General features: G+C 67.5%; 20 protein-coding genes. 16 read left to right on the top strand and 4 right to left on the bottom strand.

Annotation, left to right across the window (positions count from 1 at the left end; genetic code table 11):
- The first annotated feature begins 111 nt into the window (after nt 1-111).
- The 8 genes from AC0QU1_RS15725 to AC0QU1_RS15690 all read left to right on the top strand — a co-directional run bounded on the left by AC0QU1_RS15725 (nt 112) and on the right by AC0QU1_RS15690 (nt 9,093).
- A complete protein-coding gene (locus AC0QU1_RS15725; protein ID WP_483570560.1) occupies nt 112-1,239 on the top strand; it encodes a LacI family DNA-binding transcriptional regulator in 1,128 nt (375 codons plus the stop codon).
- Between the two features lie 13 nt (nt 1,240-1,252).
- Nucleotides 1,253-2,542, top strand: a complete 1,290-nt coding sequence (locus AC0QU1_RS15720) for an ABC transporter substrate-binding protein (RefSeq protein ID WP_483570558.1) — start codon at nt 1,253-1,255, stop codon at nt 2,540-2,542.
- Nucleotides 2,543-2,634: 92 nt separating this feature from the next.
- Nucleotides 2,635-3,600: a carbohydrate ABC transporter permease gene (locus AC0QU1_RS15715; RefSeq protein ID WP_483570557.1), complete on the top strand. Its 966-nt coding sequence runs from the start codon at nt 2,635-2,637 to the stop codon at nt 3,598-3,600.
- Between the two features lie 143 nt (nt 3,601-3,743).
- Entirely contained in the window at nt 3,744-4,535 is a 792-nt protein-coding gene (locus tag AC0QU1_RS15710; RefSeq protein ID WP_483576709.1) for a carbohydrate ABC transporter permease, read from the top strand.
- Nucleotides 4,535-5,509, top strand: coding sequence for a glycoside hydrolase family protein (locus AC0QU1_RS15705; RefSeq protein WP_483570556.1), 975 nt, complete (start codon nt 4,535-4,537; stop codon nt 5,507-5,509). Before AC0QU1_RS15710 ends, AC0QU1_RS15705 begins: the two co-directional genes overlap by 1 nt.
- An 82-nt stretch (nt 5,510-5,591) precedes the next feature.
- A complete protein-coding gene (locus tag AC0QU1_RS15700; RefSeq protein WP_483570555.1) occupies nt 5,592-7,979 on the top strand; it encodes a glycoside hydrolase family 32 protein in 2,388 nt (795 codons plus the stop codon).
- Entirely contained in the window at nt 7,976-8,149 is a 174-nt protein-coding gene (locus tag AC0QU1_RS15695) for a hypothetical protein (RefSeq protein ID WP_483570554.1), read from the top strand. The genes AC0QU1_RS15700 and AC0QU1_RS15695 overlap by 4 nt, the downstream gene beginning before the upstream one ends.
- Nucleotides 8,149-9,093 carry a carbohydrate kinase family protein gene (locus tag AC0QU1_RS15690; protein WP_483570553.1) on the top strand — a complete coding sequence of 315 codons (945 nt, stop codon included), beginning with the start codon at nt 8,149-8,151 and terminating at the stop codon, nt 9,091-9,093. The genes AC0QU1_RS15695 and AC0QU1_RS15690 overlap by 1 nt, the downstream gene beginning before the upstream one ends.
- 314 nt (nt 9,094-9,407) lie before the next feature.
- Here AC0QU1_RS15690 and AC0QU1_RS15685 read toward each other — a convergent pair whose 3' ends face one another.
- The 4 genes from AC0QU1_RS15685 to AC0QU1_RS15670 form a co-directional block, all read right to left on the bottom strand.
- The gene (locus AC0QU1_RS15685; RefSeq protein WP_483570551.1) at nt 9,408-10,853 is read right to left on the bottom strand and encodes a glycoside hydrolase family 32 protein; all 1,446 of its coding nucleotides are present in this window, start codon (nt 10,851-10,853) and stop codon (nt 9,408-9,410) included.
- 274 nt (nt 10,854-11,127) lie between these two features.
- Nucleotides 11,128-12,186 carry an ABC transporter ATP-binding protein gene (locus tag AC0QU1_RS15680; RefSeq protein WP_483570549.1) on the bottom strand — a complete coding sequence of 353 codons (1,059 nt, stop codon included), beginning with the start codon at nt 12,184-12,186 and terminating at the stop codon, nt 11,128-11,130.
- Complete coding sequence (locus AC0QU1_RS15675) at nt 12,179-13,204, bottom strand: ABC transporter ATP-binding protein (protein ID WP_483570547.1); 1,026 nt, start codon at nt 13,202-13,204, stop codon at nt 12,179-12,181. The genes AC0QU1_RS15680 and AC0QU1_RS15675 overlap by 8 nt, the downstream gene beginning before the upstream one ends.
- 38 nt (nt 13,205-13,242) lie before the next feature.
- Entirely contained in the window at nt 13,243-14,274 is a 1,032-nt protein-coding gene (locus AC0QU1_RS15670; protein WP_483570546.1) for a LacI family DNA-binding transcriptional regulator, read from the bottom strand.
- Between the two features lie 351 nt (nt 14,275-14,625).
- Between AC0QU1_RS15670 and AC0QU1_RS15665 the strand changes: the two genes are divergently transcribed.
- From AC0QU1_RS15665 to AC0QU1_RS15630, 8 genes are all read left to right on the top strand, one after another.
- Nucleotides 14,626-16,575 carry an ABC transporter substrate-binding protein gene (locus tag AC0QU1_RS15665; RefSeq protein WP_483616555.1) on the top strand — a complete coding sequence of 650 codons (1,950 nt, stop codon included), beginning with the start codon at nt 14,626-14,628 and terminating at the stop codon, nt 16,573-16,575.
- 65 nt (nt 16,576-16,640) lie between these two features.
- Nucleotides 16,641-17,624 (top strand): ABC transporter permease, encoded by a 984-nt coding sequence (locus tag AC0QU1_RS15660; protein WP_483570544.1) that lies wholly within the window; start codon nt 16,641-16,643, stop codon nt 17,622-17,624.
- A gap of 16 nt (nt 17,625-17,640) precedes the next feature.
- The gene (locus AC0QU1_RS15655; protein ID WP_483570543.1) at nt 17,641-18,855 is read left to right on the top strand and encodes an ABC transporter permease; all 1,215 of its coding nucleotides are present in this window, start codon (nt 17,641-17,643) and stop codon (nt 18,853-18,855) included.
- Between the two features lie 61 nt (nt 18,856-18,916).
- Nucleotides 18,917-20,371: a GH32 C-terminal domain-containing protein gene (locus AC0QU1_RS15650; protein WP_483616227.1), complete on the top strand. Its 1,455-nt coding sequence runs from the start codon at nt 18,917-18,919 to the stop codon at nt 20,369-20,371.
- Nucleotides 20,372-20,893: 522 nt separating this feature from the next.
- Nucleotides 20,894-21,922, top strand: a complete 1,029-nt coding sequence (locus AC0QU1_RS15645; protein ID WP_483616225.1) for a LacI family DNA-binding transcriptional regulator — start codon at nt 20,894-20,896, stop codon at nt 21,920-21,922.
- A gap of 103 nt (nt 21,923-22,025) precedes the next feature.
- Nucleotides 22,026-23,219 carry an ABC transporter substrate-binding protein gene (locus AC0QU1_RS15640; RefSeq protein ID WP_483570536.1) on the top strand — a complete coding sequence of 398 codons (1,194 nt, stop codon included), beginning with the start codon at nt 22,026-22,028 and terminating at the stop codon, nt 23,217-23,219.
- A 134-nt stretch (nt 23,220-23,353) separates the two neighbouring features.
- Entirely contained in the window at nt 23,354-24,142 is a 789-nt protein-coding gene (locus AC0QU1_RS15635; protein ID WP_483570534.1) for a carbohydrate ABC transporter permease, read from the top strand.
- 73 nt (nt 24,143-24,215) lie between these two features.
- On the top strand, nt 24,216-25,004 hold the full coding sequence (locus AC0QU1_RS15630; RefSeq protein ID WP_483576707.1) for a carbohydrate ABC transporter permease: 789 nt from the start codon (nt 24,216-24,218) through the stop codon (nt 25,002-25,004).
- Nucleotides 25,005-25,062 lie beyond the last annotated feature (58 nt).

The following is a 25,062-nucleotide window of genomic DNA, read 5'->3' as shown; positions in this document are numbered from 1 at the left end:
TCGGGGCGGTCTCGTCACGGCGCAGTAACGATCCGTTCCGCTCGTTAGGACGACTTGACGAACCCACTCCGGGCGGGCACTGTTGGAAGCCGCAAAACGATTGGGCAACCGATGGCGCAACGACGAGTCACGATCAAGCAGGTCGCCGCCGAGGCAGGCGTGTCGATCACCACCGTGTCCCACGTCCTGAACGACGTGCCGGGCAAGCGGGTTCATCCCGACACCCGGGCGCGTGTCAAGGACGCGGCCGCACGACTGGGCTACGCGCCCAACGTGCTGGCACGGAGCCTGCGCACCCAGAGGTCGAACACGATCGGCCTGGTCGGCGACGAGATCGCGACGACCCCGTTCGCGGGCAAGATGATCCTGGGCGCCCAGGACGTCGCGCTGTCCAGGGACGCCGTCGTCTTCGTGGTCTCGACCGGCTACCAGCGCGAGGTCGAGAACCGGGAGATCGAGGAGCTGCTGCGCCGTCAGGTCGACGGGATCCTCTACGCCGCGATGTACCACCGCGAGGTCGAGCTGCCGCCGCAGCTCTCCTCCGTGCCGACCGTCCTGATCAACGCCTCGTGCACCGCACCGGGAGTGCCGTGGGTCGTGCCCGACGAGATCGCCGGCGGGCAGGACGCGGCGGAGGTGCTGCTCGCCGCGGGGCACCGCCGGCTGGCGTTCATCAACGACGTCGACGAGATCCCCGCGACCTTCGGCCGCGAGGAGGGTTTCCGGCGGCGTGCGGCGCAGGCGGGGCTCGGCCCTGACGACCTGCAGGTCGTCACCGCGGAGACCGACCCGGCCGGCGGCTACGCCGCGGCCAGGCAGCTCCTGCGCGACGAGGCACGACGGCCGACCGGCATCTTCTGCTTCAACGACCGCCTGGCCATGGGCGTCTACCGTGCGGCGACGGAGCTGGGCCTGCTCATACCGCAGGACCTGTCCATCGTGGGCTTCGACAACCAGGAGTTCGTCGCGGACGGCATCTTCCCGGGACTGACCACGATCGAGCTGCCGCACTACGACATGGGCGTCTGGGCGGCCGAGCAGCTCTTCGACCGTATCGAAGCGGAGTCGCACGTGACGAAGCCTGCCCCGACCGCACGACTTCGAGGCCCGGTGATCCACCGGGACTCGGTTGCGCCACCCCTCTGGGTCCAGGACCCAGGGGGGCGGCGCGAACCTTCGGACCGGCGGGCCAACGCCGGATCCGACGGTGCAGCATCAACGATCCACATGAACAAGTGACCTGGAGGGCACCTTGTCTCGCAGAAACCGCCGCATCGTCGCGGTAAGCCTATCCGTACTGGCTGTCGCGGGCCTAGCCGCGTGCAGCTCGGGGACCGGCGGGAACGCCTCCGGCGGACCCGCAACGATCAGCCTGTGGACCCACGCCGGTGGCAACGACGCCGAGCTGGACGTCGTCAACTCGATCGTCGAGGACTTCAACGCCAGCCAGGACGAGTACGTCGTCGAGGTCCAGGACTTCCCGCAGGACGCGTACAACGACGCCGTCGTAGCCGCCGCCTCGTCGGACAACCTGCCGTGCATCGTCGACGTCGACGGTCCCAACGTCGCCAACTGGGCCTGGGCCGGCTACATCCAGCCGATGGGCCTGCCCGAGGACACGTTCGAGGGCCAGCTCGAGGGCACCCTGGGCAGGGTCGACGGCGAGGTGTACGCCTACGGGTACTTCGACGTGGCCCTGGCGATGTACAGCCGCCAGTCGATCCTCGACGACGCCGGCGTGCGCGTGCCGACCCTCGAGGAGCCATGGACCAAGGACGAGTTCATGGACGCGCTGGCCAAGATCGACGGCCTCAAGAAGTACGACTACGCCCTGGACATGGGCACCGGGGGCACGGGGGAGTGGATCCCCTACGGCTACTCCCCGCAGCTGCAGAGCTTCGGGGGCGACCTGATCGACCGGTCGGACTTCCAGAGCGCCGAGGGTGCGCTCAACGGGCCCAAGGCCCTCGAGTGGGCGCAATGGTTCCGCGGCCTGGTCGAGGACGGCTACATGGCCCAGACCTCCGGTGAGGACTCGACCGCCGACTTCGTCAACGGCAAGAGCGGCCTGCTGTACACCGGTAACTGGGCCGACAGCACGGTCAAGGAAGCGTTCGACGACGCCGTGGTCCTGCCGCCGCCGGACCTGGGCACCGGCCCGAAGATCGGTGCCGGTTCGTGGCAGTGGGCACTGGCCGAGGGCTGCGAGGAGGCCGACGGGGCCAGGGAGTACCTGGAGTTCGCCCACGAGACGAAGTACTTCGTGGAGTACGGCAACGCCGTCGGTCTGATCCCTGCCACCCTCGACGCCGCCGCGGAGATCCCGGCCTACGCCGAGGGCGGGGAGAACCGGATCTACCTCGAGATGGCCGACCAGTTCGCCGTCGTCCGCCCCGAGACGCCTGCCTACCCGTTCATCTCCTCGGTCTTCCAGAAGGCGACCAGCGACATCCTCGCGGGTGGAGACCCTCAGTCGATCCTCGACAAGGCGGTTGCCGACATCGACCGCGACATCAAGCAGAACGGCGGGTACACGTCCTGACCTGACCCGTCAGGACCATCCCCAAGGCAAGCGGCTGCGGGTCCGCCTCGTCGTACCCGCAGCCGCGCGCCCCGCATGAAGGAAGTCACCTCATGGCCATCTCCCACCAGAGCCCGCCGACGGCCGCTCCATCGGCCGCCTCGGTCACCACGTCCCGCCGTACTCGTAGCCGACAGCGGTCGCGCGGCCGGCAGGGCGAGGCGAGGACCGCTGCCTGGATGATCAGCCCGGCACTCGCCCTGTTCCTGCTGTTCCTGATCGTGCCGATCGTCCTGGCGTTCGCCCTGGCGTTCACCAACGCGCGGCTGATCTCACCGCGCCCGCCGGAGCTCATCGGACTGGACAACTTCGCACTGCTGCTGACCGACCCCGTCTTCTGGGCATCGGTACGCAACACGTTCTACTTCGCCGTCGTGGTGGTCCCGGTCCAGGCCGGGCTCGCCCTGGTCCTGGCGGTCCTGGTGAACGCGAAGGTCCGGGGCACCCAGTTCTTCCGGACCGTCTACTTCCTGCCCGTGGTCACGTCGATGGTCGTCGTCTCCCTGCTCTGGCGGTTCATGTACCAGCCGGACGGCCTGATCAACAGGTTCCTGGAGACGGTCACGTTCGGCCGGTTCACCGGCATCGACTGGCTGAACGACCCGACCTGGGCCATGCCGGCGATCATGCTCATGTCCGTGTGGCAGGGGGTCGGCTTCACGATGATCATCTGGCTCTCGGGCCTGCAGACGATCCCCGCCGAGCTGTACGAGGCCTCGGAGCTGGACGGCGCTGGGACCTGGCACCAGTTCCGCTACGTCACCTGGCCCGGCCTGCTGCAGACACGGACGTTCATCCTCGTGACCATCACGATCGCCGCGTTCTCGTTGTTCACGCAGATCAACGTCATGACCCAGGGCGGGCCCCTGGACAGCACCACGACCGTCGTCTACCACGCCGTGCGCAGCGGCTACCAGCAGCTGCAGACCGGGTACGCCTCCGCGATCTCGCTCGTGTTCTTCGCGATGGTCCTGGCCGTGTCTCTGATCCAGCGGTTCCTGACCCGCGAGAGGGGATGACCACCATGTCCGCCCTGTCCACCACACCGGCCACCACCACCCGTGCGTCGGGACGAAAGGCGAACGGAACACGACGGCGCTCGGTGCTCGTCACCGTGCTGAGGTCGGTACTGGTCGTGTTCTTCGCGTTCCCGATCCTCTTCATGCTGGTCTCCTCGCTCAAACCCGACCTGCAGATCTTCGCCGACCTCGGCTCGTGGCGTGCGTTCCTGCCCCTCGGCGACGTGTCCCTGGACAACTACGTCGGCGTGTTCGACCGCGTCCCGTTCGGCCAGTTCATCCTGAACTCGGTCGTCATCTCGGGCGTGACCGTCGCGCTCGGCATTCTGGTCAACAGCATGGCCGCGTTCGCCCTGGCGCGGCTGCGGTGGCGTGGGCGGGGCGTCGTCCTGAGCCTGATCCTGGCCACCCTGATCGTCCCGTTCGAGACGCTCGCCCTGCCGCTGCTGTGGTGGGTCAACAAGCTGCCCTCGCTGGAGGCCGACGGATTCTCCCTGGCGTTCAAGCAGGGCTGGCTGGACACCTACCAGGTGCAGATCATCCCGTTCATCGCTAACGCGTTCTCCGTCTACCTCTTCTACCAGTACTTCGACTCGATCCCGCGCGAGCTGGACGAGGCCGCGCGCATGGACGGCGCGGGCTGGTTCGCGATCTACCGCAAGGTCGTCATGCCGCTGTCCGGGCCGGCGGTTGCGACCGTCGCGATCCTCACCTTCCTTCCCGCGTGGAACTCCTACCTGTGGCCACTCATGGTGGTCCAGAGCGAGGAGCTGCGGCCGGTGATGATCGGCCTGCAGTACTTCTTCCAGATGAATATCTCGTGGGGCCAGGTGATGGCCTATTCGTCGCTGATCACGATTCCGGTGGTCGCGCTGTTCCTGGCGTTCCAGCGGTCTTTCATCAATTCCATTGCATCTTCGGGGGTAAAAGGCTGATGCCTTACATTCTTTCTGACGTCTGGACCTGGGACATGTGGTTCGTCGACGACGGCCGCGAGTACCACGTCTTCTACCTCAAGGCCTCGCGCGCGCTGGGCGACCCGAACCGCCGGCACTTCAACGTCGCCGTCGGCCACGCGGTCTCCGACGACCTGCGCGACTGGCGGGAGGTCTCCGACGCCCTGATCGCCTCCGAGTCCCCGGCCTTCGACGACTACACGACGTGGACCGGGTCGGTCGTGCGCACACCGGACGGCACCTGGCGCATGTTCTACACCGGGACCTCGCGCGCCGACGGCGGGCTGGTGCAGCGCGTGGGCGTCGCGGCGTCCGACGACCTGTACACGTGGGAGAAGGCCTCCACCGAGGCGTTGGTCGAGGCGGACGCGACCTGGTACGAGAAGTACGACGGCGTGGCCTGGTTCGACGAGGCATGGCGCGACCCGTGGGTCTTCGCCGACCCCGAGGGCGACGGCTGGCACATGCTGCTCACCGCGCGCGCCAACCAGGGCGATGCGGACGGTCGCGGCGTCATCGGGCACGCCACGTCGCCGGACCTGCGGGACTGGACGGTGCGCCCACCCCTGTCCAACCCGGGCGCCGGGTTCGGACAGCTCGAGGTACCGCAGATCGCCACGATCGACGGGCGCGGCGTGCTCGTCTTCAGCTGCCTGCACGGCGAGCTGAGCGAGGACCGGCGGCGCGCCGGTGAGCGTGGCGGGGTGTGGGCGGTCCCGGCCGACTCGGCGACGGGCCCCTACGACATCGAGAAGGCATACCGCCTCACCGACGAGAGCCTCTACGCCGGCCGGCTCGTCCAGGACCGCGACGGGGCCTGGTGGCTGTTCGCGTTCCACCACGTCGACGACACCGGCACCTTCGTCGGTTCGCTGTGGGACCCGCTTCCTGTCGGGTGGGCACACGACGGGCGACTTCACGTGAGCGACGGTCGTTTCGACCACCTCGCGTGACATACCGGCGGCCGGCCATGCCGGGCCGGCCGCCGGGCCCTCCATCTACATCCCTCTCATGACGGACATCAAAGGAGATGCAATGAGAATCCTCTCATCCGCGCGCCCGCAGCTCGGCCGGCGGACCTTCCTGCAGGGCGCCGCGGTCTCCGCGGCGGTGATCGCGACGGGCGCGCTCTTCCGGCGCGCGGCGGCCGCGACCGGCGACCCGGTCCTGCGCCTGTCCTACGACCAGCCGAACGGCTCGACCACGATCCTCGACGAGGTCAGCCGGGGCACGTTCGACGTCCACGTCACCAACAACCCGGCCGAGCGCGTCCCGGGCGTACACGGCAACGCGTTCCGCACCGACGGCTTCTCGACGTGGGCGACGGGAAAGTTCACCACGCCGCTCACCTCGCAGATGACGGTCCAGACGTGGATCGCGCTCGAGAGCTACCCGTCGGACAGCGAGCAGCCGTACGACGGCCTGACCCCGTCGTCGATCATCCACCAGCGCTCCGCCGACGCGGGCTTCGACATCGCCATCAACACCTACGGCGAGTGGTGGTTCACGGCGCACGTCGGCGGGCAGTGGCGCACGGTCAAGGCGCCGTGGCTGTTCCCGCTGTACGAGTGGGTGCACATCGCCGCCGTCGTCGACGGCGCCGCCGGAGAGCTGCGGCTGCACCTGGACGACGTCACCGGGCCGAAGGTGGCCCGGGTCGCCATCCCGGCCGGGACCCGGTTCGAGCAGGCCGCCGGCGCGCCGCTGGTGGTCGGCAAGGCCAGCGAGGATGTCACGACCGGTGTGTTCCTCATCAACGCGCTCAACGCGGCCTACGACGACACCCGGATCTACGACGTCGCGCGCGGCGCCGAGACGTTCACGGCCGAGTACACCGCCGGGATCGCCGGCGCCAGCCCAGCCCACGACGTCGCCCTCCAGGTCACGGACCTGCGGTTCGCGGACGACATCTTGCGGCCGCGGTACCACGCGATGCCGCCCGCCAACTGGACCAACGAGCCGCACGGCCTGGTCAAGCACGACTGCAAGTACCACATGTTCTATCAGCGCACGCCCAACGGCCCGTTCAAGTGGCAGATGCACTGGGGCCACATGACCAGCATGGACCTGGTGCACTGGACCGACCTGCCCGACGCCCTGCACCCGGAGCCGAACGACCGCGAGGCGAGCCTGGGAGCGATCGCCGGGGACGGCCTGACGGCCCAGGGATCCAAGGGGATCTGGTCCGGTGACGTCGTGTCGGTGAACGGCACGGCCCACGCGTTCTTCACCACGGTGAACTTCGGCGGCCCCTTCGACCCGGGCATCGCGCGCGCCTCCAGCACCGACCCCGACCTCGTGAGCTGGACCAAGGCGAACGCCGGCCTCATCGACAAGAACGCTCCCGCGCACGTCGCCGACTTCCGTGACCCGTACCTCTGGCAGGAGGGCGGGACCTGGCACATGATCATCGGCGCCGCGACCGATGCCGGTGGGGCCCTGGAGCACTACACGGCGCAGGACATCCAGGGGCAGTGGACGCGAGGGGGGAGCCCGTTCTCCACCATCCCGTTCGCGTCGATGGACATCGACTCGGCGATCTGGGAGATGCCGGTCTTCGAGAAGATCGGCGTCCACGCCGGGCGGGACAAGTACGTGCTGGTCGTCAGCCCGATCGGCAGGTCCGTGTCCAAGCTCGCCGAGCCGTACACGCGGTCGGTCTACTGGACGGGAACGTGGAACGGTAGCCAGTTCACCCCGGACTACGCGCGACCCAGGCCCCTGGACGTGATCCACGGCCACCTCTCGCCGACCGTGGCACGCGGCCCGGACGGCAACCCCGTGGCGATCGGCATCGTGGACGAGCGCTCCAGCTCGCAGATGCAGCTCGACCTCGGCTGGGCGCACACGTTCAGCGTCCCGCGCGAGTGGCGCCTGCTCGCCGACGGCCAGACCCTCGGCCAGCGCGCCCTCGCCCAGCTCACGACGCTACGCGCGGGCGCACCGCAGACCGAGACGAACGTTGTCGTCACCGGGGAGCGCAGCCTCGCCGCGTCCGGCAACCAGGTGGAGATCATCGCCCAGATCGACCCGGCCGCGACCGGCACGCGGTACGGCCTGTGCCTCGGCGCTTCGCCCGACGGCGCGGAGATCACACGGATCTACTACGACGGCGGTGACATCGTCATCGACAAGACCCGCTCCAGCCGCAACTTCCAGAACGAGGAGGCCGTGCTGCTGCGCGGCGCCTACGACGAGGCCGCCTTCGGCAAGCCCGAGAAGTTCCACGTCTTCATCGACCACTCGGTGATCGACGTGTTCATCAACGACTCCGCGGCGTTCTCGAACCGGATCTACCCGACGAGCCGCGGCAGCGGCGGCGCGGCGGCGAGCACCGGCCTGCGGCTGTACTCGGAAGGCGGCCAGACGCGCTTTTCCCAGGTCGACGTCTGGCAGCTCCAGGCATCGAAGGAGACGCGATGAGAACGTCAGCTTCCGCACGGCCCCGCCGTTGGCGCGTCCTACCGGACACCGGTGAGGAGTTCTACATCGAGATCGTGGACGAGGCGACCGGCGGGTTCGGCCACCTGAGCGTCGACGACATCAACGTCCCGGTCGCCCTGCCCGGGACACGACCGAAGGGTGAGAACTGATGAGCACGTTCCTGGTGGTGGGCGAGGCGCTGGTCGACATCGTCCAAGACAGCGACGGCAGGCGCACCGAGGTGCCCGGAGGCAGTCCCGCGAACGTCGCCCTGGGCCTGGCACGGCTGGGCATCACGGCAGACCTGCTGACCTGGCTGGCCGACGACCCGCGCGGCAGAACCGTCCTGGACCACCTGGCGGCCTCCGGCGTGAGCGTGCTGCCCGAGTCGCTGGGCGCCGTACGGACTCCGACCGCCCTGGCACGCCTGGACACGACCGGCTCGGCGACCTACGAGTTCGACCTCGAATGGCAGCTGGCGGCCACAACCCTCCCGCACGACGTGCAGGCCGTCCACACGGGATCGATCGCCGCGGTCGCGGACACGCGGCCGGCGGACGCCCTGCCTGCCCTGCTGCACGAGGCGCGCCAGAGGGCGACGATCACCTATGATCCCAACCTGCGCCCATCGATCATGGGCCAGCCGGCCGCGGTCCGGTCCCAGGTGGAAGTACTTGTCGCGCTCGCGGACGTGGTCAAGGTCAGCGAGGAAGACCTCAGCTGGCTCCACCCCGGCACTGATCCGCTCGACGTCGCGTCCGGATGGGTCCGTCACCATGGATGCGCCCTGGTCGTCGTGACCCACGGCGGACGAGGGTCGACCGCGGTCCGACCGGGCGGCCGCCGCGTCGAGGTTCAGGCCCCGCAGGTCAACGTCGTCGACACCGTGGGGGCTGGGGACTCCTACATGAGCGGCCTGCTGACCGCTCTGCACCGTCACGACCTGCTGGGAGCCGAACAGCGTGCTGATCTGCACACGGTGACCGAGGCGCAGGTCGCCGAGATCGTCGACTTCGCGACCACGGCTGCCGCGATCACTGTCAGCCGTGCGGGCGCCAACCCGCCACGCTTGGCGGACATCACAGCGCGCGACGCAGGCACGCCCGCCACCTGATCGGCCGCACCGCGCTGGCCCATCTGCACTGCCAGGACGTGGTCCGCCGAGCACTCCCTTTGGTCCGGCGGCTAGCGCCGTCGGTCAAAGGGCGTGCAGGCCTTTGCTGGTCAGGGGCGTGGCGGGTCGACCATGTCCCGGAGCGGACCGCCGCACGGCGTGCCAGGCACCATGGGCGGAAACGGGCAGCGTCCGGGCCTGCCCGCGCTCGACGGCACCAGCAGACCCACGTCCTAGGCACCGACGCTACGGACTCGCCGGGGCTGAGGCGGAAGCCGGACTGAACCCCGCGCCCACTCCCCGAGGTTTCATCGCTACAGGGCCTTCTGGGTCAGTTGGCTGAGCGGTGACCCGGGGAAGACTAGTTGGGTGAGGGTGACGCGCCCGTCGGCTGCGTAGACCTCGAGGACGCACGCATCGATCACGATCTGCAGTCGTGTGTGCGCTTGATCAGGCAGGGGCGCGGTATCCACGGAGGGGAACTCGGGGTGGAACATGACATCGCCAGAGTCCGTTCGATCGCAGGCGAGGGTCTGGGCGTCACCGTCGAGCACTAGCCGGACGGTGTCGCTGCGGTCCTGCGTCGACAGCTCGACCTGGGTGCGCTGTCCACGGCCCGTGGGTACGACGATGTCGTGGACCACCAGCCCTGGGACATCGTGTTCTGGAAGGATGGGGCGCTGGCTGATGCGGAGTCGGCCGTCGGGCCATCGGACTAGGTCGACCTCGCGGGCCAGGGACATCGCCGAGCGCCATGGCGCCGTCGGTGTTGTGTTTGCGTAGTCCCAGTTGGACGCCCAGCCGATCATGATGCGCCGGTCATCGGGTGCGTTGGTGAAGGAGACGGCGGCGTAGTAGTCGCGGCCGAAGTCGAGCCAGTCAACCCGGTCACCCACCGTGGACCTGTCCTTGGCCGCGTCGTCGCGATGGTTCTGGCAGGCGTCCGTCCGAGGCGCCCGGGCCATCGTGGTCGCGGTGGTGAAGGTTCGTCCGTCGAAGTGCCCGACGAAATACTGGGTGCCGGAGCCGCCGGCGATGCCGCCCGGGTTGAGGCTGACGATCATGACCCAGCGGCGTTCGCCGGTGTCGCGGACTGGCAGTTCGAACAGGTCGGGACACTCCCAGACGCCGCCGGTGGATCCGGCCGGGCCGAAGCGGGAGGCGAAGGTCCAGTCGACGAGGTTGGGCGAGGTGTAGATCGCGACCTGATGCTTGGTGGCCTCGACGGCCACCATGACCCAGTGGCCCTCTGCTCCGCCGTACCAGAAGACCTTGGGGTCACGGAACTCTGTCGACCCGATGTCGAGCACGGGGTTGTGCTCGTAGTGTTGCCAGGTCTGTCCGTCGTCGAGGCTGTAGGCCAGGGACTGTGCTTGGATGCCGGCACGGGGATGGTCGCCGGTGTAGAGGCTGGTGTAGATGGCGACCAGCGGAGCCTGGCCAGGGTCTGCGAAGCCGGTGGTGTTCGCGGCGTCGAGGACTGCGCTGCCGGAGTAGGCCTGTTCTGTTGCCGTGGCGGGGATCGCCACGGGGTGGTGCTGCCACGTAATCAGGTCTGTGGAGGTGGCGTGGCCCCAGGACATGTTGCCCCACGTGCTGCCGTAGGGGTTGTTCTGGAAGAACAGGTGCCAGGTGCCCTCGTGGTACAGCAGGCCGTTGGGGTCGTTGAGCCATGTGTCGTGCGCCGTGAAGTGCGCAACGGGACGTAGGTGATCTGCTCCGGCATGGTCGGTGGTGCGCGGCAGGTGCGTGGCGGTCACTTGTCTCCTTGGGCGTTGGTCTGGCGGAGCCGACGGGCTCTTCGGGGGCGCCTACCGTTGTGTGCTGGTCGGGGGCGGGTAGGTGCCATGGAAGGCCGGGCTCGTGCGGTTGCGGTGCCTCATCGGCCCGTCCAGCGCCCGGTTGTGGAGACGGCGCAACGGGCCGTGAGGAGGTGCAGGCGAGCACGGGTCGGGGGAAGGTTGCGGATACGTGCCGAACGCGCGGCCCCGGGGTCCGGGCCTGTGATTGCGCGGGTCGGGTGAGGCTGACGGTTTACGACGCGAGTCCGGGCGTGGCAGTCGGGGCGGCCAGGTCGAGCTGCTCGGCGTAGTGGCATGCGGCCATCTGCCCGGTGCCTGGTATCGGGCGCAGGATCGGCTTCTCCACGGCGCAGCGGTCGGTTGCGTAGGGGCAGCGGGGATGGAAGTAGCAGCCGGTGGGCGGGTCGGCGGGGTTCGCGACCTCTCCGCGGAGCACGATCTTGGGCCGGGTGCGCTCGGCGGCCGGGATCGGGGCCGAGGACAGGAGCGCTTCGGTGTAGGGGTGGCAGGGCCTGCTGAACAGGTCGGTGGTGTTGCCGACCTCGACCACTTGTCCGACGTACATCACGGCGACGCGGTGGGCGAGGTGCTCGACCACGGCCAGGTCGTGCGAGATGAACACGTAGGACAGGTCGAGGTCGCGTTGCAGGTCTTTGAGCAGGTTGAGGATCTGTGCCTGGATGGAGACGTCCAGTGCCGAGACGGCCTCGTCGCAGACCACCAGCCGGGGCTGGCTCACCAGCGACCGGGCGATCCCGATGCGCTGACGCTGGCCTCCGCTGAAGGCGTTGGAGTACCGGTGCAGGTGCGGGGCGCCGAGACCGACCAGCTCGAGCGTCTCGACTACTCGTTCGCGCGCCTGTGCGCGCTGCATGCCGAAGTTGTTGACCAGCGGCTCGCTGACGATCTCCTCGACCGTCATCCGCGGGTTCAGCGACGAGTAGGGGTCTTGGAAGATCATGTGGAAGTTGCGTCGTACTGCCTTGAGCTGCTGGGGGGTTGCTGCGGTGATGTCGACCATGCGGTCGTGCTCGTCGCGGATGTGCACCGAGCCGCTGCTGGGTTCGATGGCCCGAACGATCACCCGTCCGAGGGTGGTCTTGCCCGATCCGGACTCGCCGACCACCGCGAGGGTCTCTGCGCGCTGGACCTGCAGGCTCACCGTGTCGACGGCGTGCACGGACTCGCGCGACCTGCCCCACATGCCCTGCCGGACGGGGAAGTCTTTGCTCACCGCGTCGACCGTCAGGACGGTGCGGTCGTCGTCGGGGTGGTCGATGTGCTCAGACATGGGCCCACTCGTTCTCGCGGTCGGTCTGGTCGGAGTACAGGAAGCACCGCACCTGGTGCTCCGTGTCGATGGCGGTCAGGGCCGGTGCTGCGGCGTCGCACGTACCGGGTATGAAGCTGGGGCACCGGCTGGCGAAGCCGCACTGCGGAGACATGCCGATCGGGACCGGGACCGATCCATCGATGACCTCCAGGCGCTCGACCGGGTGCCCGGGACGGGGCACGGAGCGCAGCAGCTTGCGGGTGTAAGGGTGGCGCGGGTTGGCGAACAGCTCAGCGGTGGGTGCGGTCTCCACGACACGGCCCAGGTACATGACGTAGACGCGGTCGACGTGCTCGGCGACCACGCCCAGGTTGTGCGTGATGTACAGGATCGACATCTGTTCGTCGGTCTGCAGGTCATGCAGCAGCTGCAGGATCTGGGCCTGGATCGTGACGTCCAGGGCTGTGGTGGGCTCGTCGGCGAGCAGGAGGCTGGGACCGCAGGCCAGCGCCATCGCGATCATGGCGCGCTGACGCATCCCACCGGAGAACTCGTACGGGTACTGGTCGTAGCGCTGCTCGGGGTTGGAGATCCCGACCCGCCGCATCAGGCCGACGACACGGTCGCGGACCTCGTCCTCGTCCAGCTCGGTGGTGGCGTGTTCTTCGATCATCTCGGCGATCTGCGATCCGATGGTGTGCACGGGCGAGAAGCTGGACATCGGTTCCTGGAACACCATGGCCACCTCGCCGCCGCGGATCTCGCGCAGCTGCTGTGAGCGCGGCTCCAGCGACAGGATGTCGACCTGGGTGCCGTCCTTGCGGCGGAGCAACGCGGTGCCGTCCACGAGCTCGCCGGGCTGGACCACGAGGCGCAGAAGTGAGTGGGCCATGGTCGACTTCCCGCAGCCGGACTCCCCGATGACGCCGACGGTCTCGTTCTCGCCGATCGTCAGGTCGACTCCGTCGACAGCCTTGACCACTCCGTCATCCACGAAGAAGTACGTTCGCAGGTCCTTCACGTCGAGCAGGTTCATCAGGCTTCCTTGTCTGAGTACGAACGGGGGCCGGGGTCTCAGGGCCGCGGCGGGCCCACCGAGTCACGCAGCACGGGTGGGGCGGCGACCTCGTGCACGCGACCGCGGTCCTCCTCGTGTGCCTCGAGCAGCAGCTGGGCGGCGCGGGCGCCCATCTCGTAGTGGGGCAGCTGCACGGTGGTCATGGGCGGCGGGGCGTACTGGACCAACTCGATCTGGTTGTCGAACCCCATGACCGAGACGTCCTGCGGGATGGACAGGCCCAGCTGGAACGCGGCGTAGTACGCCCCGACTGCCATGCGGTCGCTGCCACAGAAGATCGCCGTGGGCGGCTCGGGCAGCTGGAGCAGGTCGCGCGCGTGCCGGAAACCGCTGTCGGTCTGGTAGTCGCCGTTGCGTACCAGGGTGCGGTCGTAGGCGATGCCGGCCTCGCGCAGGGCCTGCCGGTATCCGAGGCGCCGTTCCTTGGCGGCGTAGGTGCTGGCCAGTCCGTTGATGAACGCGATGCGTCGGTGGCCGGCGTCGATCAGGACGTCGACGGCGGTGCGGGCGCCCTCGCGTTCGGCCGGAAGCACCGTGGTGAGCCCATCGTCGGAGTAGCAGTTCAGCAGAACGGTGGGTACGTCGCGCAAGTCCGGTGGGACCGTGACCTCGCGGGTGTAGTCGACGGTGTAGATGACGCCGTCGAACTGCCGGCTCAGGACCATCTCCACCGAGGCGGCTTCTCGTTCGGGGTCGCTTCCGGTGGCCATGATGGTGACGAGCTGGTCGTGCTTCCAGGCGTGCTCCATCGCGCCACGCGCGGTGGAGTTCACGAATGGTGTCGTGGAGACCTGGTCGGTGATGAACGCCAGGGTGTGTGTCCGGCGCGTACGCAGGCCGCGCGCGGCATGGTTGGGCCGGTACCCCAGTACCCGTACCGCCTCGCGCACTCGTTCGCGGGTGGCTGGGGTGATCTTCTGCGCCTTGGGGTCGTCGTTGACCACGAACGACACCGTGGCCGGCGAGACACCGGCCAGTCGGGCGACCTGCGCCATCGTCACTCGCTTCGTGGGCTCCTGTTGCCGCACGCTACCTCCCTTGGTCGTTAAATGGTTTAACAGTCGCCGTGCAGTCGAGTCAAGCATGGCGGGCGATCTTCATCCGCCTCATGAGCGGGACGGTTAATACCACGTTGACGCAGGTCAGCGGCTTCTTCGGCAGGCAGTGTTCATGCTCGCTCGCGAGAAATGTGACCTGGGTCTCACTTGACACGTCCTCGGCGGTACGGGTAGGACTTCATCTCGTTAAATCGTCTAACCGGCGCGCTGGGCGTCGGGAGGCTGCACCGGGACGAGGTCGTCCGGTGCCGCGATGACACCCATCTGGCAGGCAAAGGAGCTCCGGCGATGGTGATGCGCAGACGTACGAAGAGGCGCTTGGTGATCGGCGCGGCCGCGGTGACGGCGGTGGTGGTAGCAGGTGGGATCGGGCTCGCGCTCACGGGCGGGCAGCCGGATCCGGCAGGTGCGGGCGGGGCGCATGAGGGGAAGTTGTCCGCACGCGGCTACCTGGAGCCGCCCGCACTGGCTGAGGACGTCGCCTCAGGTGCACTGCCGCCGATCGACGAGCGCCTTCCCCGGGAGCCGTTCGAGGTCGGGGAGGGAACCCTGCTGGAGGCCGAGCACATGGATTGGCAGGACGGACGCTACGGCGGCGAGATGCAGTTCGCCGCCCTGGGGGCGACCGGTTTCGTCAACATCGCCGGCGGTGCCACCATCCTGCGCTCGCCCGGTCAGTCGACCGATGCCAGCGCCCCGAACATCGTGTCCTCGTTCGAGCACAATGACAACTACACCACCTACACCTTCACGATCCGCGAGGGTCTGCGTTGGTCGGACGGCGAACCGGTCACGACCGAGGACGTGCGCTTCACGTTCGAGGACCTCTACCAGGACCCCGACGTCCAGCGGCCATGGCCCACTGCGCTGTACACCAACGGTGACGCCAACCTCGGCCCGGCACAGCTGACGGTGGTCGACGACTTGACGTTCGAGCTGACGTTCTCCCGGCCGTACGGCCAGTTCGTCGCGGACCTCAACTCCTGGATCCCGTACTACAACGACCTGTTCAAGCCGGCCCACTACCTCAAGCAGTTCCACGCCAAGTACGCGGACGCGGACGAGCTCGACCAGCTGGTCTCCGACAACGGCCGCTCGGACTGGGTCGACCTGATCAACTACATGGACGTCACGCACTGGGACGTAGGGGAGGACCGGGCGTTAGGGATGCCGGTGCTGAACGCCTGGGTCCTGACCGAGAGCACCGAGAGCCGCCGCGTCTTCGAACGCAACCCGTACTTCTGGCACGTCGACGCCTCCGGCCATCAGCTGCCCTACATCGACCGGATCGTCAACAACATCGTCGTCGACACCGACGCCCAGACCAACGCGATCCTCGCCGGTCAGGTCTCCATCGCCTCGGGCAGCGAGGCTTCGCTGAACAAGATGTCGGTCTACACCCAGAACGCCGAGCGCTCCGACCTGCGCGTCTTCACCACAGGCTCGTTCAACAACCCGATCCAGCTCTTCCTGAACAGAGACTTCCAGTGGACCGACCAGGGCAGCCAGTGGCAGGCCCTGATGTCTGACCCTGACTACCGGTTCTCCCAGGCGGTCGCCGCGGCGCTCGACACCGACGCGATCAACGAGTCGGTGTACTACGGGCTCTTCGACGACCTGGACCCGGCCTACCAGCAGCACGACCCCGAGCTGGCGGCCGAGCTCCTGGACGAGCTGGGCATGCAGGCGGGAGCCGACGGGCTTCGCACCTTCCCGGACGGCAGCCCGTTCACCCTACGCATCACCTACGCCTCCGGTGCGGCCGACTTCGTCCCGGTGGCGGAGCTGCTCAAGGAGCAGCTGGCCGAGGTCGGGCTCAACGCCGACCTGGAGCCGGTCGAAGGCACCCTGTTCGACCAGCGCAAGGCGGCAAACGAGATCCAGGCCAGCCTCACCTGGAACGACGGGCAGGGCTGGGCCTCGGGCATCTCGGAGGACTTCACCCCGGCCAGCAAAGGCCCGTGGTCGCCGGCCACCTGGCAGTACTTCTCCACCGACGGGCGGGAAGGCCGCAAGCCCGACCAGACGATGCAGCGCTTCTACGACCTGTACACCGCCCGCAAGGCCTTCCCACCAGAGTCCGAGGACGGACAGCGGCTCTACGGCCAGCTGCAGGACTGGCTGCGGGACAACTACGCCTTCATCCCCACCGCCGGCAGCAAGGTGACACCGACCGTCGTCGACCAGGACCTGCGCAACGTCCCGAACGAGGGGTCACCGGTCGAGCTGGACGTCTACATCAACGCCGAAGGCATGTGGTTCGACCAATGAGCACCCGCCCACACCAGCGCCCGGCCGACAGCAGGAAACCGGCAGCAGAAAGGAGGCCCTGAGCGATGACCCAGTTCGTCATCCGACGACTGCTCCTGCTCGGCCCGTTCCTCCTGATCATCTCCGTGGTCGCGTTCGTCATCATCCAGCTGCCGCCGGGCGACTTCGTAGACACCTACGTCCGCAACCTGCAGAACCAGGGCGGCACCGTCAACGCCGCCCAGGAGGAGGCGCTGCGGGCACGATACGGCCTGGACCGGTCGTGGCTGGGCCAGTACTGGCTGTGGATGCGCAACCTGCTGACCGGCGACTTCGGCAACTCGTTCCTGTACGACCGGCCGGTCGCGCAGATCCTGGCCGAACGCGTCCCGCGCACGATCGCCCTGGCGCTGGCCTCGATCATGCTGACATGGATGATCGCCCTGCCCGTCGGCATCTACTCGGCGCTGCGCAAGTACTCGTTCTGGGACCACCTGTTCACCTTTCTCAGCTTTGTCGGTGTCGCGGTACCGGCCTTCCTGCTCGCCCTGGTGTCGATGTACCTCGTGTTCGACCACACCGGATTCCTCATCACCGGCTTGTACTCACCTGAGTTCCGGGGCGAGCCGTGGTCCCTGGCGAAGTTCGCCGACCTGATGAAGAACATCTGGCTGCCGCTGGTGGTGCTGGCGGTGACCAACGCCGCCGGGGTAGTGCGCGTGCTGCGTTCGTCGCTGCTGGACGAGCTCAAGAAGCACTACGTCACCACCGCTCGCGCCAAGGGCATGCCCGAGTGGCGGCTGATCCTGAAGTACCCGGTCCGCATCGCGCTCAACCCCCTCATCAGCACCCTGGGCTGGATGCTGCCCGCGGTGGTCGGGGGAGAGGTCGTGGTCTCCAAGGTGCTGAACATCCCGACCGTGGGACCCGTCCTGCTGGAGTCGATCCTGTCGCAGGACATGTACCTGACCGGGGCGCTCGTGATGATCCTGAGCGCGCTGACGGTGATCGGGACCCTCGCCTCCGACGTTCTGCTCGCCGCTCTCGACCCCCGGATCCGCTATGAGTAGCACGGAAGGTGACCCCATGGGTACAGCCACCACGCACCACGCTGACCCGCAGAACCGGCCCGACGGCCAGCACTACGTCCATGACCGGGGCAGACAGCTGCTGCGCCGCGAACTGTCCCGTTCGGCCCGTCGCCGGCGACAGCAGGAGCAGTTGCGCGACGCCTCCCAGGGCCGTCTGGTCTGGCACCGCTTCCGTCAGCACCGCCTGGCCCCGATCGCAGTCGTCCTGCTGATCGGGCTGTACCTCGTGGCCGGGGCGGCCGAGTTCGTCGCCCCCTACGGCAAGCTCGAGCAGCTGCCCGACAAGCAGTTCGCCGCCCCGTCCCTCGTACGTGTCGTCGACCGGGACGGCGCCTGGCACCTGCCGTTCGTGTACGAGTCACAGACAGTGCTCGATCCCGTGACGTTCGAGTACGAAACCTCGATTCCCGACAACGCCGAGCGACACCCCGTGCGACTCTTCGCACCCGTCGACGAGTACCGGCTCGCCGGCGTCATTCCGGTGCACCACCGGCTCTTCGGGACCGAGAGCGGGGAACCCGTCGTACTGCTCGGCACCGACCAGCTCGGACGCGACGTCTTCTCCCGGCTCGTGCACGCCTCGCGGGTCTCACTGCTGGTCGGGCTGGCCGGCGTCGCCATCAGCTTCGTGCTCGGGGTCACCCTGGGCGGCATCTCCGGCTACTTCGGCGGACGCATCGACGCGATCGTGCAACGCACCATCGACTTCATCATCAGCATCCCGCTCATCCCCCTCTGGATGGCATTGTCCGCAGCCATCCCACGCGACTGGGGCGGGATCCAGACCTACCTGGCCATCACCGTCATCCTGTCCCTGGTCGGCTGGACCAACCTGGCCCGCGTGGTCCGCGGAAAACTCATCTCCCTGCGGGAGGAGGACTACGTGACCGCCGCCCGGATCTCCTCGGCTGGCCACGCCTCGATCATCCGACGCCACCTGCTGCCCGGTGTGACCAGCTTCCTGATCGTGCACGTGACCCTCGCGATCCCCGGGATGATCCTGGGCGAGACCACCCTGAGCTTCCTCGGCCTGGGTATCTCCCCACCGGACGTGAGCTGGGGAACCCTGCTCCAGCAGGCCCAGGACGTGACCGTCGTGGCCAACTACCCGTGGCTGCTGACCCCCGCTGTCGCGCTGGTGCTGGCCGTCGTGCTCTTCAACCTCGTCGGCGACGGTCTGCGCGACGCCGCCGATCCCTACTCACGCTAAGCCCTCCCGCCAAGCCCTGACCGAGCCGTCCATCGGCCTGACGCGAAACGAGCACCGACCCATGAAGACCTTCTACAAGCCTGCCCCCGGCGTGATCGGCGACTGCATCCCCTACTACTACGAGGGCCGCTACCACGTGTACTTCCTGCGCAACTACCGCGACGAGGACACCTACGGCGCCGGCGCACCCTGGCACCACATCTCCACCACCGACGGCGTGACCTTCGAGGACCACGGGGAGGCGCTGTCCAAGGGCGGCGACCACGAACAGGACCTCGGGCCCGCCACCGGATCGGTCTTCACCGACGACAACGGGCTGCACCACATCTTCTACACCGGCATCAACCCCTACTTCCGCAACGACAGGCAACGCGAGCAAGCCCTCCTGCACGCGACCAGCACAGACCTCGACCACTGGACCAAGCATCCTGAGGACGTGTGGTACGCAGACGAGACACTGCACGAGCGACACGACTGGCGCGACCCCTTCGTCTACCGCCACCCGGTGACCGGCAAGGCGACCATGCTCGTCGCCGCCCGCACCCGCGTCGGCGAACCCACCACCCGCGGCTGCACAGCGGTACTGGAGAGCGACGACCTGTCGACCTGGACCCACGTGCGCGACTACGCACCCGGCCGCTACCACGGCCATGAATGCCCCGACTTCTTCCAGATCGGGGACTGGTACTACCTGGCCTTCTCCGAGTACACCACGCACACCGTCACCCGGTACGTGATGAGCCGGAACCCGGACGGGCCGTGGCAGACCCCGAGCGACAACCAGTTCGACAACCGCGCCTTCTACGCCGCCAAGTCCGCCGGGCCTACCGACGGCAGCGCTCCGCGCCTGCTGTTCGGATGGAACCCCACCAAGGTCGACGATCGCGACGACGGCGAGTGGCAGTGGGGCGGCGCCCTGACCGTCCACGAGATCCACCAGCGTCCCGACGGTACCCTGGCCGTGCGCGCGCCCCAGTCCCTGCTGGACGCCTACGATCCCCCGCAGCCGGCGACTCTGGATCGGGCTGATCGCCACTGGACCACCACCGACGCCATGATCGGGGCCAGCAGCCCGTACTCGCGCACGACAGCCCTCGCCGGCCGGCTGCCCGACAGCGCACTGATCGAAGGTTGGCTGACCTTCCACCGCCCAGGAGGTACCGCCGGCGTGCTCCTTGACATCGACAGCGACGCGAACGGCGGGTACTTCCTGCGCATTAACCCCGACCTCCGGCTCGCGCAGTTCGGCAAGGTGGGCGGTCACCGCAGCTGGTACGTGGACCACTTCCCCGAGCTGGACCGGCCACTGCCGGTGCAGATAGGACGACCGGTACAGTTCCGGATCCTCGTGGACCGATCGGCGGTGGTGGTCTACCTCGACGACAAGATCGCCCTGAGCGCACGCATGTACCACCGGCCGCGAGGTCACTACGGGCTGTTCGCCGACGGCACGGAAGCATCCTTCGAGAACGTGACATTGCGCCCCTGGGGTGGTGAGGCCTTGCTCCGATCCTGATCGAGACATCGGCGTGAGGGAGCGCCGTCGCGGGTGCCGTAGAACCAGTCGGCTCCTCACCCGAGACGACGAGACGACTGCTCGCATCGCAGGGGACACGGCTCCGGTCGGGTGACCGGCTCAGGATGAGCGCCGATCACCCGGCCCAAGCCTCACCGGAGGGTGCCACAGCATCGCCCGCGCGGGCCGCACCGCCCCCGCCTGCGCGCCGGCCCGTGCGGGGGCATCTAGGCCGACACGCGCACTCGCGCATGCCGGACGAGCTTGGCTCGTGTGTCACGACGGGTCCGGGCAGTGCGTCCGGTCTGGCGTCGCTGGCCACGAAGAGCCCGTGCTCAAGGTCCTCGCCGACCTGCGGATAAAGAGTGAGAAACGGTCAATGTGCGGGTGATTGGCCGGACCCCGAAAATGTAATCTCGTTACATTCTCTCGATCTATTGACTCTGCGTCACATGAACGGTCAGGATCGATGCAATCCATTACATCAGGGACAGATGTAATCCATTACAGGATGGGTCGATGATGACTTACGAAGAGATCGCACGTATCGCGCAGGTCTCCACTGCGACGGTGTCGCGTGTGCTCTCTGGTGGGCCTGCGGTCAGCGAGGTGCGTCGCAAGAGGGTCCTTGCGGCGGTCAAGGAGCTTGGTTACCGCGGTAACCGGGCGGCCAGGACCCTGCGGCGGCAGCGGGCCGATGCGATCGGTCTGATCGTGTCCGACGTGGAATACCCGTTCTTCGCGGCGGTGGCGCGGGTGATCGAGAAGGCTGCCGCCGAGCGCGGCTACGCAGTGCTGATCTGCAACACGGACGAGGATCTGGACCGGGAGAGGTTCTACTTCGACCTGATGATCGAGGAGAGGGTTGCTGGTGTCATCGTCTCCCCGTCCATCGAGGATCCGACCAACTTGCGGGCCCTCGTCGACGCGGCGATCCCGGTGGTGACCCTCGACCGGGTAGTGCACGAGGAGACCTGCGACGGCGTACTCCTGGACAACGAGGCGGCGGCAACCGCGCTGCTCGAGGACCTTCTCGCGCACGGCCATCGACACATTGCCGCGATCATGGGCACCACCACGGCCACCTCCAGCCGTGAGCGTGTCGAGGCCCTGCGGCGGCGGGTCGCCGAGGTTCCCGGTGCGGTGCTCGTGGTGGACGAGGGCGGGTTGCAGGACACGGTCGGCGTGGACCACACGCTCGAGACGGTCGGTCAGCACGCACTGTCGCTCCGGATGCCTGACGGGTCACGCCCGACGGCCTTCCTGTGTGCGAACGCGATCATGCTCACCAGCGTCATGACCGCCCTGCAAGAGGCCGGGACTGTGGTCCCTGATGACGTTGCCGTCGTCGGCTTTGACGACATGCCCGGGTTCGCATTGTTCGCGACACCGGTCACGGTTGCTGCGCAACCGACCCAGGAGATCGGCCAGACGGCGGCATCGCTGCTGTTTTCTCGGATCGAGGAGCCAGAACGACCGGTGACCGTGGTCCGCGTCGCGCCGGACGTCCGAATCCGTCGCTCCTGCGGGGCCCACTCCGCGGAGCAGTGAATCCACACATCCCTCATCGAGGCGCTAGGAGAATGCAATGACGCAGAACCGAAAGCCGGTCCCACCAAGCCGTCGCTACGCCGCGATCACGGCCGCGGTGGCGATGGCGGCAGCCCTGTCGGCATGTGCCGCGAACGGGGGATCCGACCCTCACGAGCTGAACGTCTACAACTGGGGCAGCGCCGAGGAGGCAGCGGTCTACGACGCGGCGTTCGACCGTCTGCGCGAGGCCAACCCCGAGGTTACTGTCAACAACAGCGTGGTGCCGGTCACGTCATGGGGCGACTACGTCTCCAAGCTCGCGACACAGGTAGCGTCGGGCAACTCGCCCGACCTGCTGAACATGGCGATCGAGGGCACCCGGCTGTCCCACGAGCAGGGGCTGCTGGCACCACTCAACGAGGTTGTCGGCCAGGAGAAACTCGACGAGCAGACCGCCAAGGTGCCGCCGGAGCTCCTCGACGCGTTCACCGTCGACGGCGAGCTCTACGAGATCCCTAACGGCTGGCAGACCATGGTCATCTACATCAACCCGGAGATCTTCGAGGCCAAGGGCGTCCCCCTGCCGGACGAGGATTGGACGTGGCAGGAGTTTCGCGCCGCGGCCCTCGCCCTGACTGGCGACGGCGTGACTGGCTTCGGGCTGCCGTGGGGCTTCTTCCAGCTGCAGCCATGGTTTTTCAGCAACGACACCTCCGTCGTTACCGACGACGGTCAACCGAACCTCACCGACCCAGCGGTCGTAGAGGCGGTCACGTTCGTGCGGGACCTGGTCGCTGACGGAGCCGCACCGGACCCCACCAGTGTGGACGTGTACTCCCAGTTCGCGGCCGGCAAGTTCGCGATGGTCGGCGCAGGACGCTGGCCCATCCCGACGTGGAGCGATGCTGGCTTCGACTCCTACGTGCCGCTGCCGTGGCCCAAGAACGAATCGCACACCACAGTGATCGGCACCTCCGGGTGGGCGATCAGCCAGTCCGCCCCAGACAAGGAACTGGCCTGGGACGCGATCCAGACCCTCACCGACATCCAGACCGTGACCGCGATCTCCGACATCGGACAGCAGATTCCCGTTTACCCGGGTTCCGCGACCCCGACCGGCGACTCCGCGGCCGACGACGCCTTGGCGTTCCTGGAGCAGCAGATCGGCCAAGCGCGGCCCGTACCGGCCCCGCCCTACTTCGACACGCTCGAGTCGACCTCGATGCGACACCTGCAGCAGATCATCACAGGCCACGTAGAGCCCACCGAGGGCTTGAAGGCGGCGCAAGAAGAGATCGAGGCCGCGATCCGATGAGCACCTCCGTATCGCTGCGGTCACGACGACCAGGGCCCCGATCACCCGTCCAGCGATCCCACCGATGGCCCGCCATACTCTTTGTTTCCCCTGCGGTCACCGGGTTCACGGTCTTCGTCCTTGCCCCGCTGCTGATGACTGTCTACTACAGCTTCACCACCTACAGCCTGTTCAACACCCCGACCCTGAACGGCCTGGACAACTACGGACGGCTGCTCACCGACGGCCGGCTCATCCAGGTCTACACCAACACGGCAATCTTCACCCTGCTCGCCGTCCCGATGAACGTCGGCCTGGCCCTGCTGCTCGCGGTAGCGCTGAACCGCACGATGAACTCCACACTGCGCACCCTGATCCGGTCGGCTTACTTCTTCCCCGCCCTGGTCGGCCTGGTTTTCATGGCCATCGTGTGGCAGTTCTTCTTCCAGACCGACTATGGCGTCTTCAACTACTACCTCGGCCAGGTCGGCCTGGAACCCGTGCCCTGGCTGTCCAGCCCTCAGTGGGCCATCCCTTCCATCGTGATCCTTGACGTCTGGAAGAACGTCGGCCTGGCGATGCTCATCCTCCTGGCAGGCCTCCAAGCCATCCCCGAGGTCTACTACGAGGCCGCCAACCTCGACGGCGCCGGCCCTGTCAGACAGTTCTTCTCCATCACCATCCCGCTGCTGTCACCCCAACTGTTCTTCGTCACCACGCTCTACCTCATCGGGGCACTGAAGGTCTTCGAATCCATCATCGTCCTCACCGGCGGCGGACCCGGCGACGCCAGTCGCAGCGTCGTCATGTACATCTACGAGACAGCCTTCAAGTCCTTCGACTTCGGCTACGCGTCCGCGATCTCCGTCAGCCTCCTGGTCATCGTCGGGCTAGTCACCCTGATCCAGTTCCGCGCATCCCGCAGGTGGGTCCACTATGAATAGGCCGACCACCGCTCCGACACGACGACTCACCAGGCACCTCCCCACCCTCGCACTCGCGATCGGTGGCGTGCTGATGCTGCTGCCGTTCCTGTTCATGGTGTCGACCTCGCTGCGGCCGATCAGCGAGTCGGTGACCGTGCCGCCCCAGTGGCTGCCGACTACGTTCGACTGGACGAACTACACAGCCCTGGCCTCCCGGCAATACCCGGTGTTCTCGTTCCTGCAGAACTCTCTGGTGGTCTCAAGCCTGTCGACGCTCGGCATCGTCGCCACCAGTTGCCTGGCCGGCTACGCGTTCGCGAAGTTCGAGTTCCGCTTCCGGGAACCGTTGTTCGCGCTGTTGCTGATCTCGCTGATGGTGCCGGTACAGGTCATGATCGTGCCCCTGTACTGGATCATGCAGCAGCTCGGCCTGATGAACTCCCTGTGGGCGCTCGTCGTGCCGGCACTGGTCGGGGCATTTGCCCCAGGCATCCAAGGCGCCTTCGGCATCTTCATGATGCGCCAGTTCTTCCGCGGCACGCCGACCGCACTGCTGGAGGCGGCGGCCATCGATGGTTCTGGGCCGATCAGGTCGTTCTTCACGATCGCGCTGCCACTGGCCAAGCCCGCGATCGCCTCGCTGACGCTGATCGTGTTCATCCTCTCCTGGAACGACTACTTCTCACCGCTCGTGTTCCTCAACTCTGTCGACACCATGACCCTGCCGGTCGGGATCCAAGCCCTACGCCCGCCCTTCGGCCAGGGCAGCACCCTGGTCATGGCGGCCGTCACCGTGGCGATCGTCCCCGTTCTGATCGCTTTCCTGGCAGGACAGCGCTGGATCGTCCAGGGCTTCGTCCGCTCAGGCCTCAACGAGTAACTCCAACTGCCCACTCAGCCACCGGCCGATGGCCCGTCGGCCTACCCCGCCGCGCCCG

This window comes from Promicromonospora noduliphila (genome assembly GCF_056951025.1).
Note: the sequence above shows the minus strand (reverse complement) of the source record. Positions and strands in the feature narration are given on the sequence as shown.

Coding starts and splice junctions, on each gene's coding strand:
- AC0QU1_RS15640 (WP_483570536.1), top strand. CDS start 22,026: ATGGCGGCAGCCCTGTCGGCATGTGCCGCGAACGGGGGATCCGACCCT.
- AC0QU1_RS15660 (WP_483570544.1), top strand. CDS start 16,641: ATGACCCAGTTCGTCATCCGACGACTGCTCCTGCTCGGCCCGTTCCTC.
- AC0QU1_RS15645 (WP_483616225.1), top strand. CDS start 20,894: ATGACTTACGAAGAGATCGCACGTATCGCGCAGGTCTCCACTGCGACG.
- AC0QU1_RS15675 (WP_483570547.1), bottom strand. CDS start 13,204: ATGAACCTGCTCGACGTGAAGGACCTGCGAACGTACTTCTTCGTGGAT.
- AC0QU1_RS15630 (WP_483576707.1), top strand. CDS start 24,216: ATGCTGCTGCCGTTCCTGTTCATGGTGTCGACCTCGCTGCGGCCGATC.
- AC0QU1_RS15710 (WP_483576709.1), top strand. CDS start 3,744: ATGCTGGTCTCCTCGCTCAAACCCGACCTGCAGATCTTCGCCGACCTC.
- AC0QU1_RS15700 (WP_483570555.1), top strand. CDS start 5,592: ATGAGAATCCTCTCATCCGCGCGCCCGCAGCTCGGCCGGCGGACCTTC.
- AC0QU1_RS15705 (WP_483570556.1), top strand. CDS start 4,535: ATGCCTTACATTCTTTCTGACGTCTGGACCTGGGACATGTGGTTCGTC.
- AC0QU1_RS15695 (WP_483570554.1), top strand. CDS start 7,976: ATGAGAACGTCAGCTTCCGCACGGCCCCGCCGTTGGCGCGTCCTACCG.
- AC0QU1_RS15650 (WP_483616227.1), top strand. CDS start 18,917: ATGAAGACCTTCTACAAGCCTGCCCCCGGCGTGATCGGCGACTGCATC.
- AC0QU1_RS15690 (WP_483570553.1), top strand. CDS start 8,149: ATGAGCACGTTCCTGGTGGTGGGCGAGGCGCTGGTCGACATCGTCCAA.
- AC0QU1_RS15635 (WP_483570534.1), top strand. CDS start 23,354: ATGACTGTCTACTACAGCTTCACCACCTACAGCCTGTTCAACACCCCG.
- AC0QU1_RS15655 (WP_483570543.1), top strand. CDS start 17,641: ATGGGTACAGCCACCACGCACCACGCTGACCCGCAGAACCGGCCCGAC.
- AC0QU1_RS15725 (WP_483570560.1), top strand. CDS start 112: ATGGCGCAACGACGAGTCACGATCAAGCAGGTCGCCGCCGAGGCAGGC.
- AC0QU1_RS15715 (WP_483570557.1), top strand. CDS start 2,635: ATGGCCATCTCCCACCAGAGCCCGCCGACGGCCGCTCCATCGGCCGCC.
- AC0QU1_RS15680 (WP_483570549.1), bottom strand. CDS start 12,186: ATGTCTGAGCACATCGACCACCCCGACGACGACCGCACCGTCCTGACG.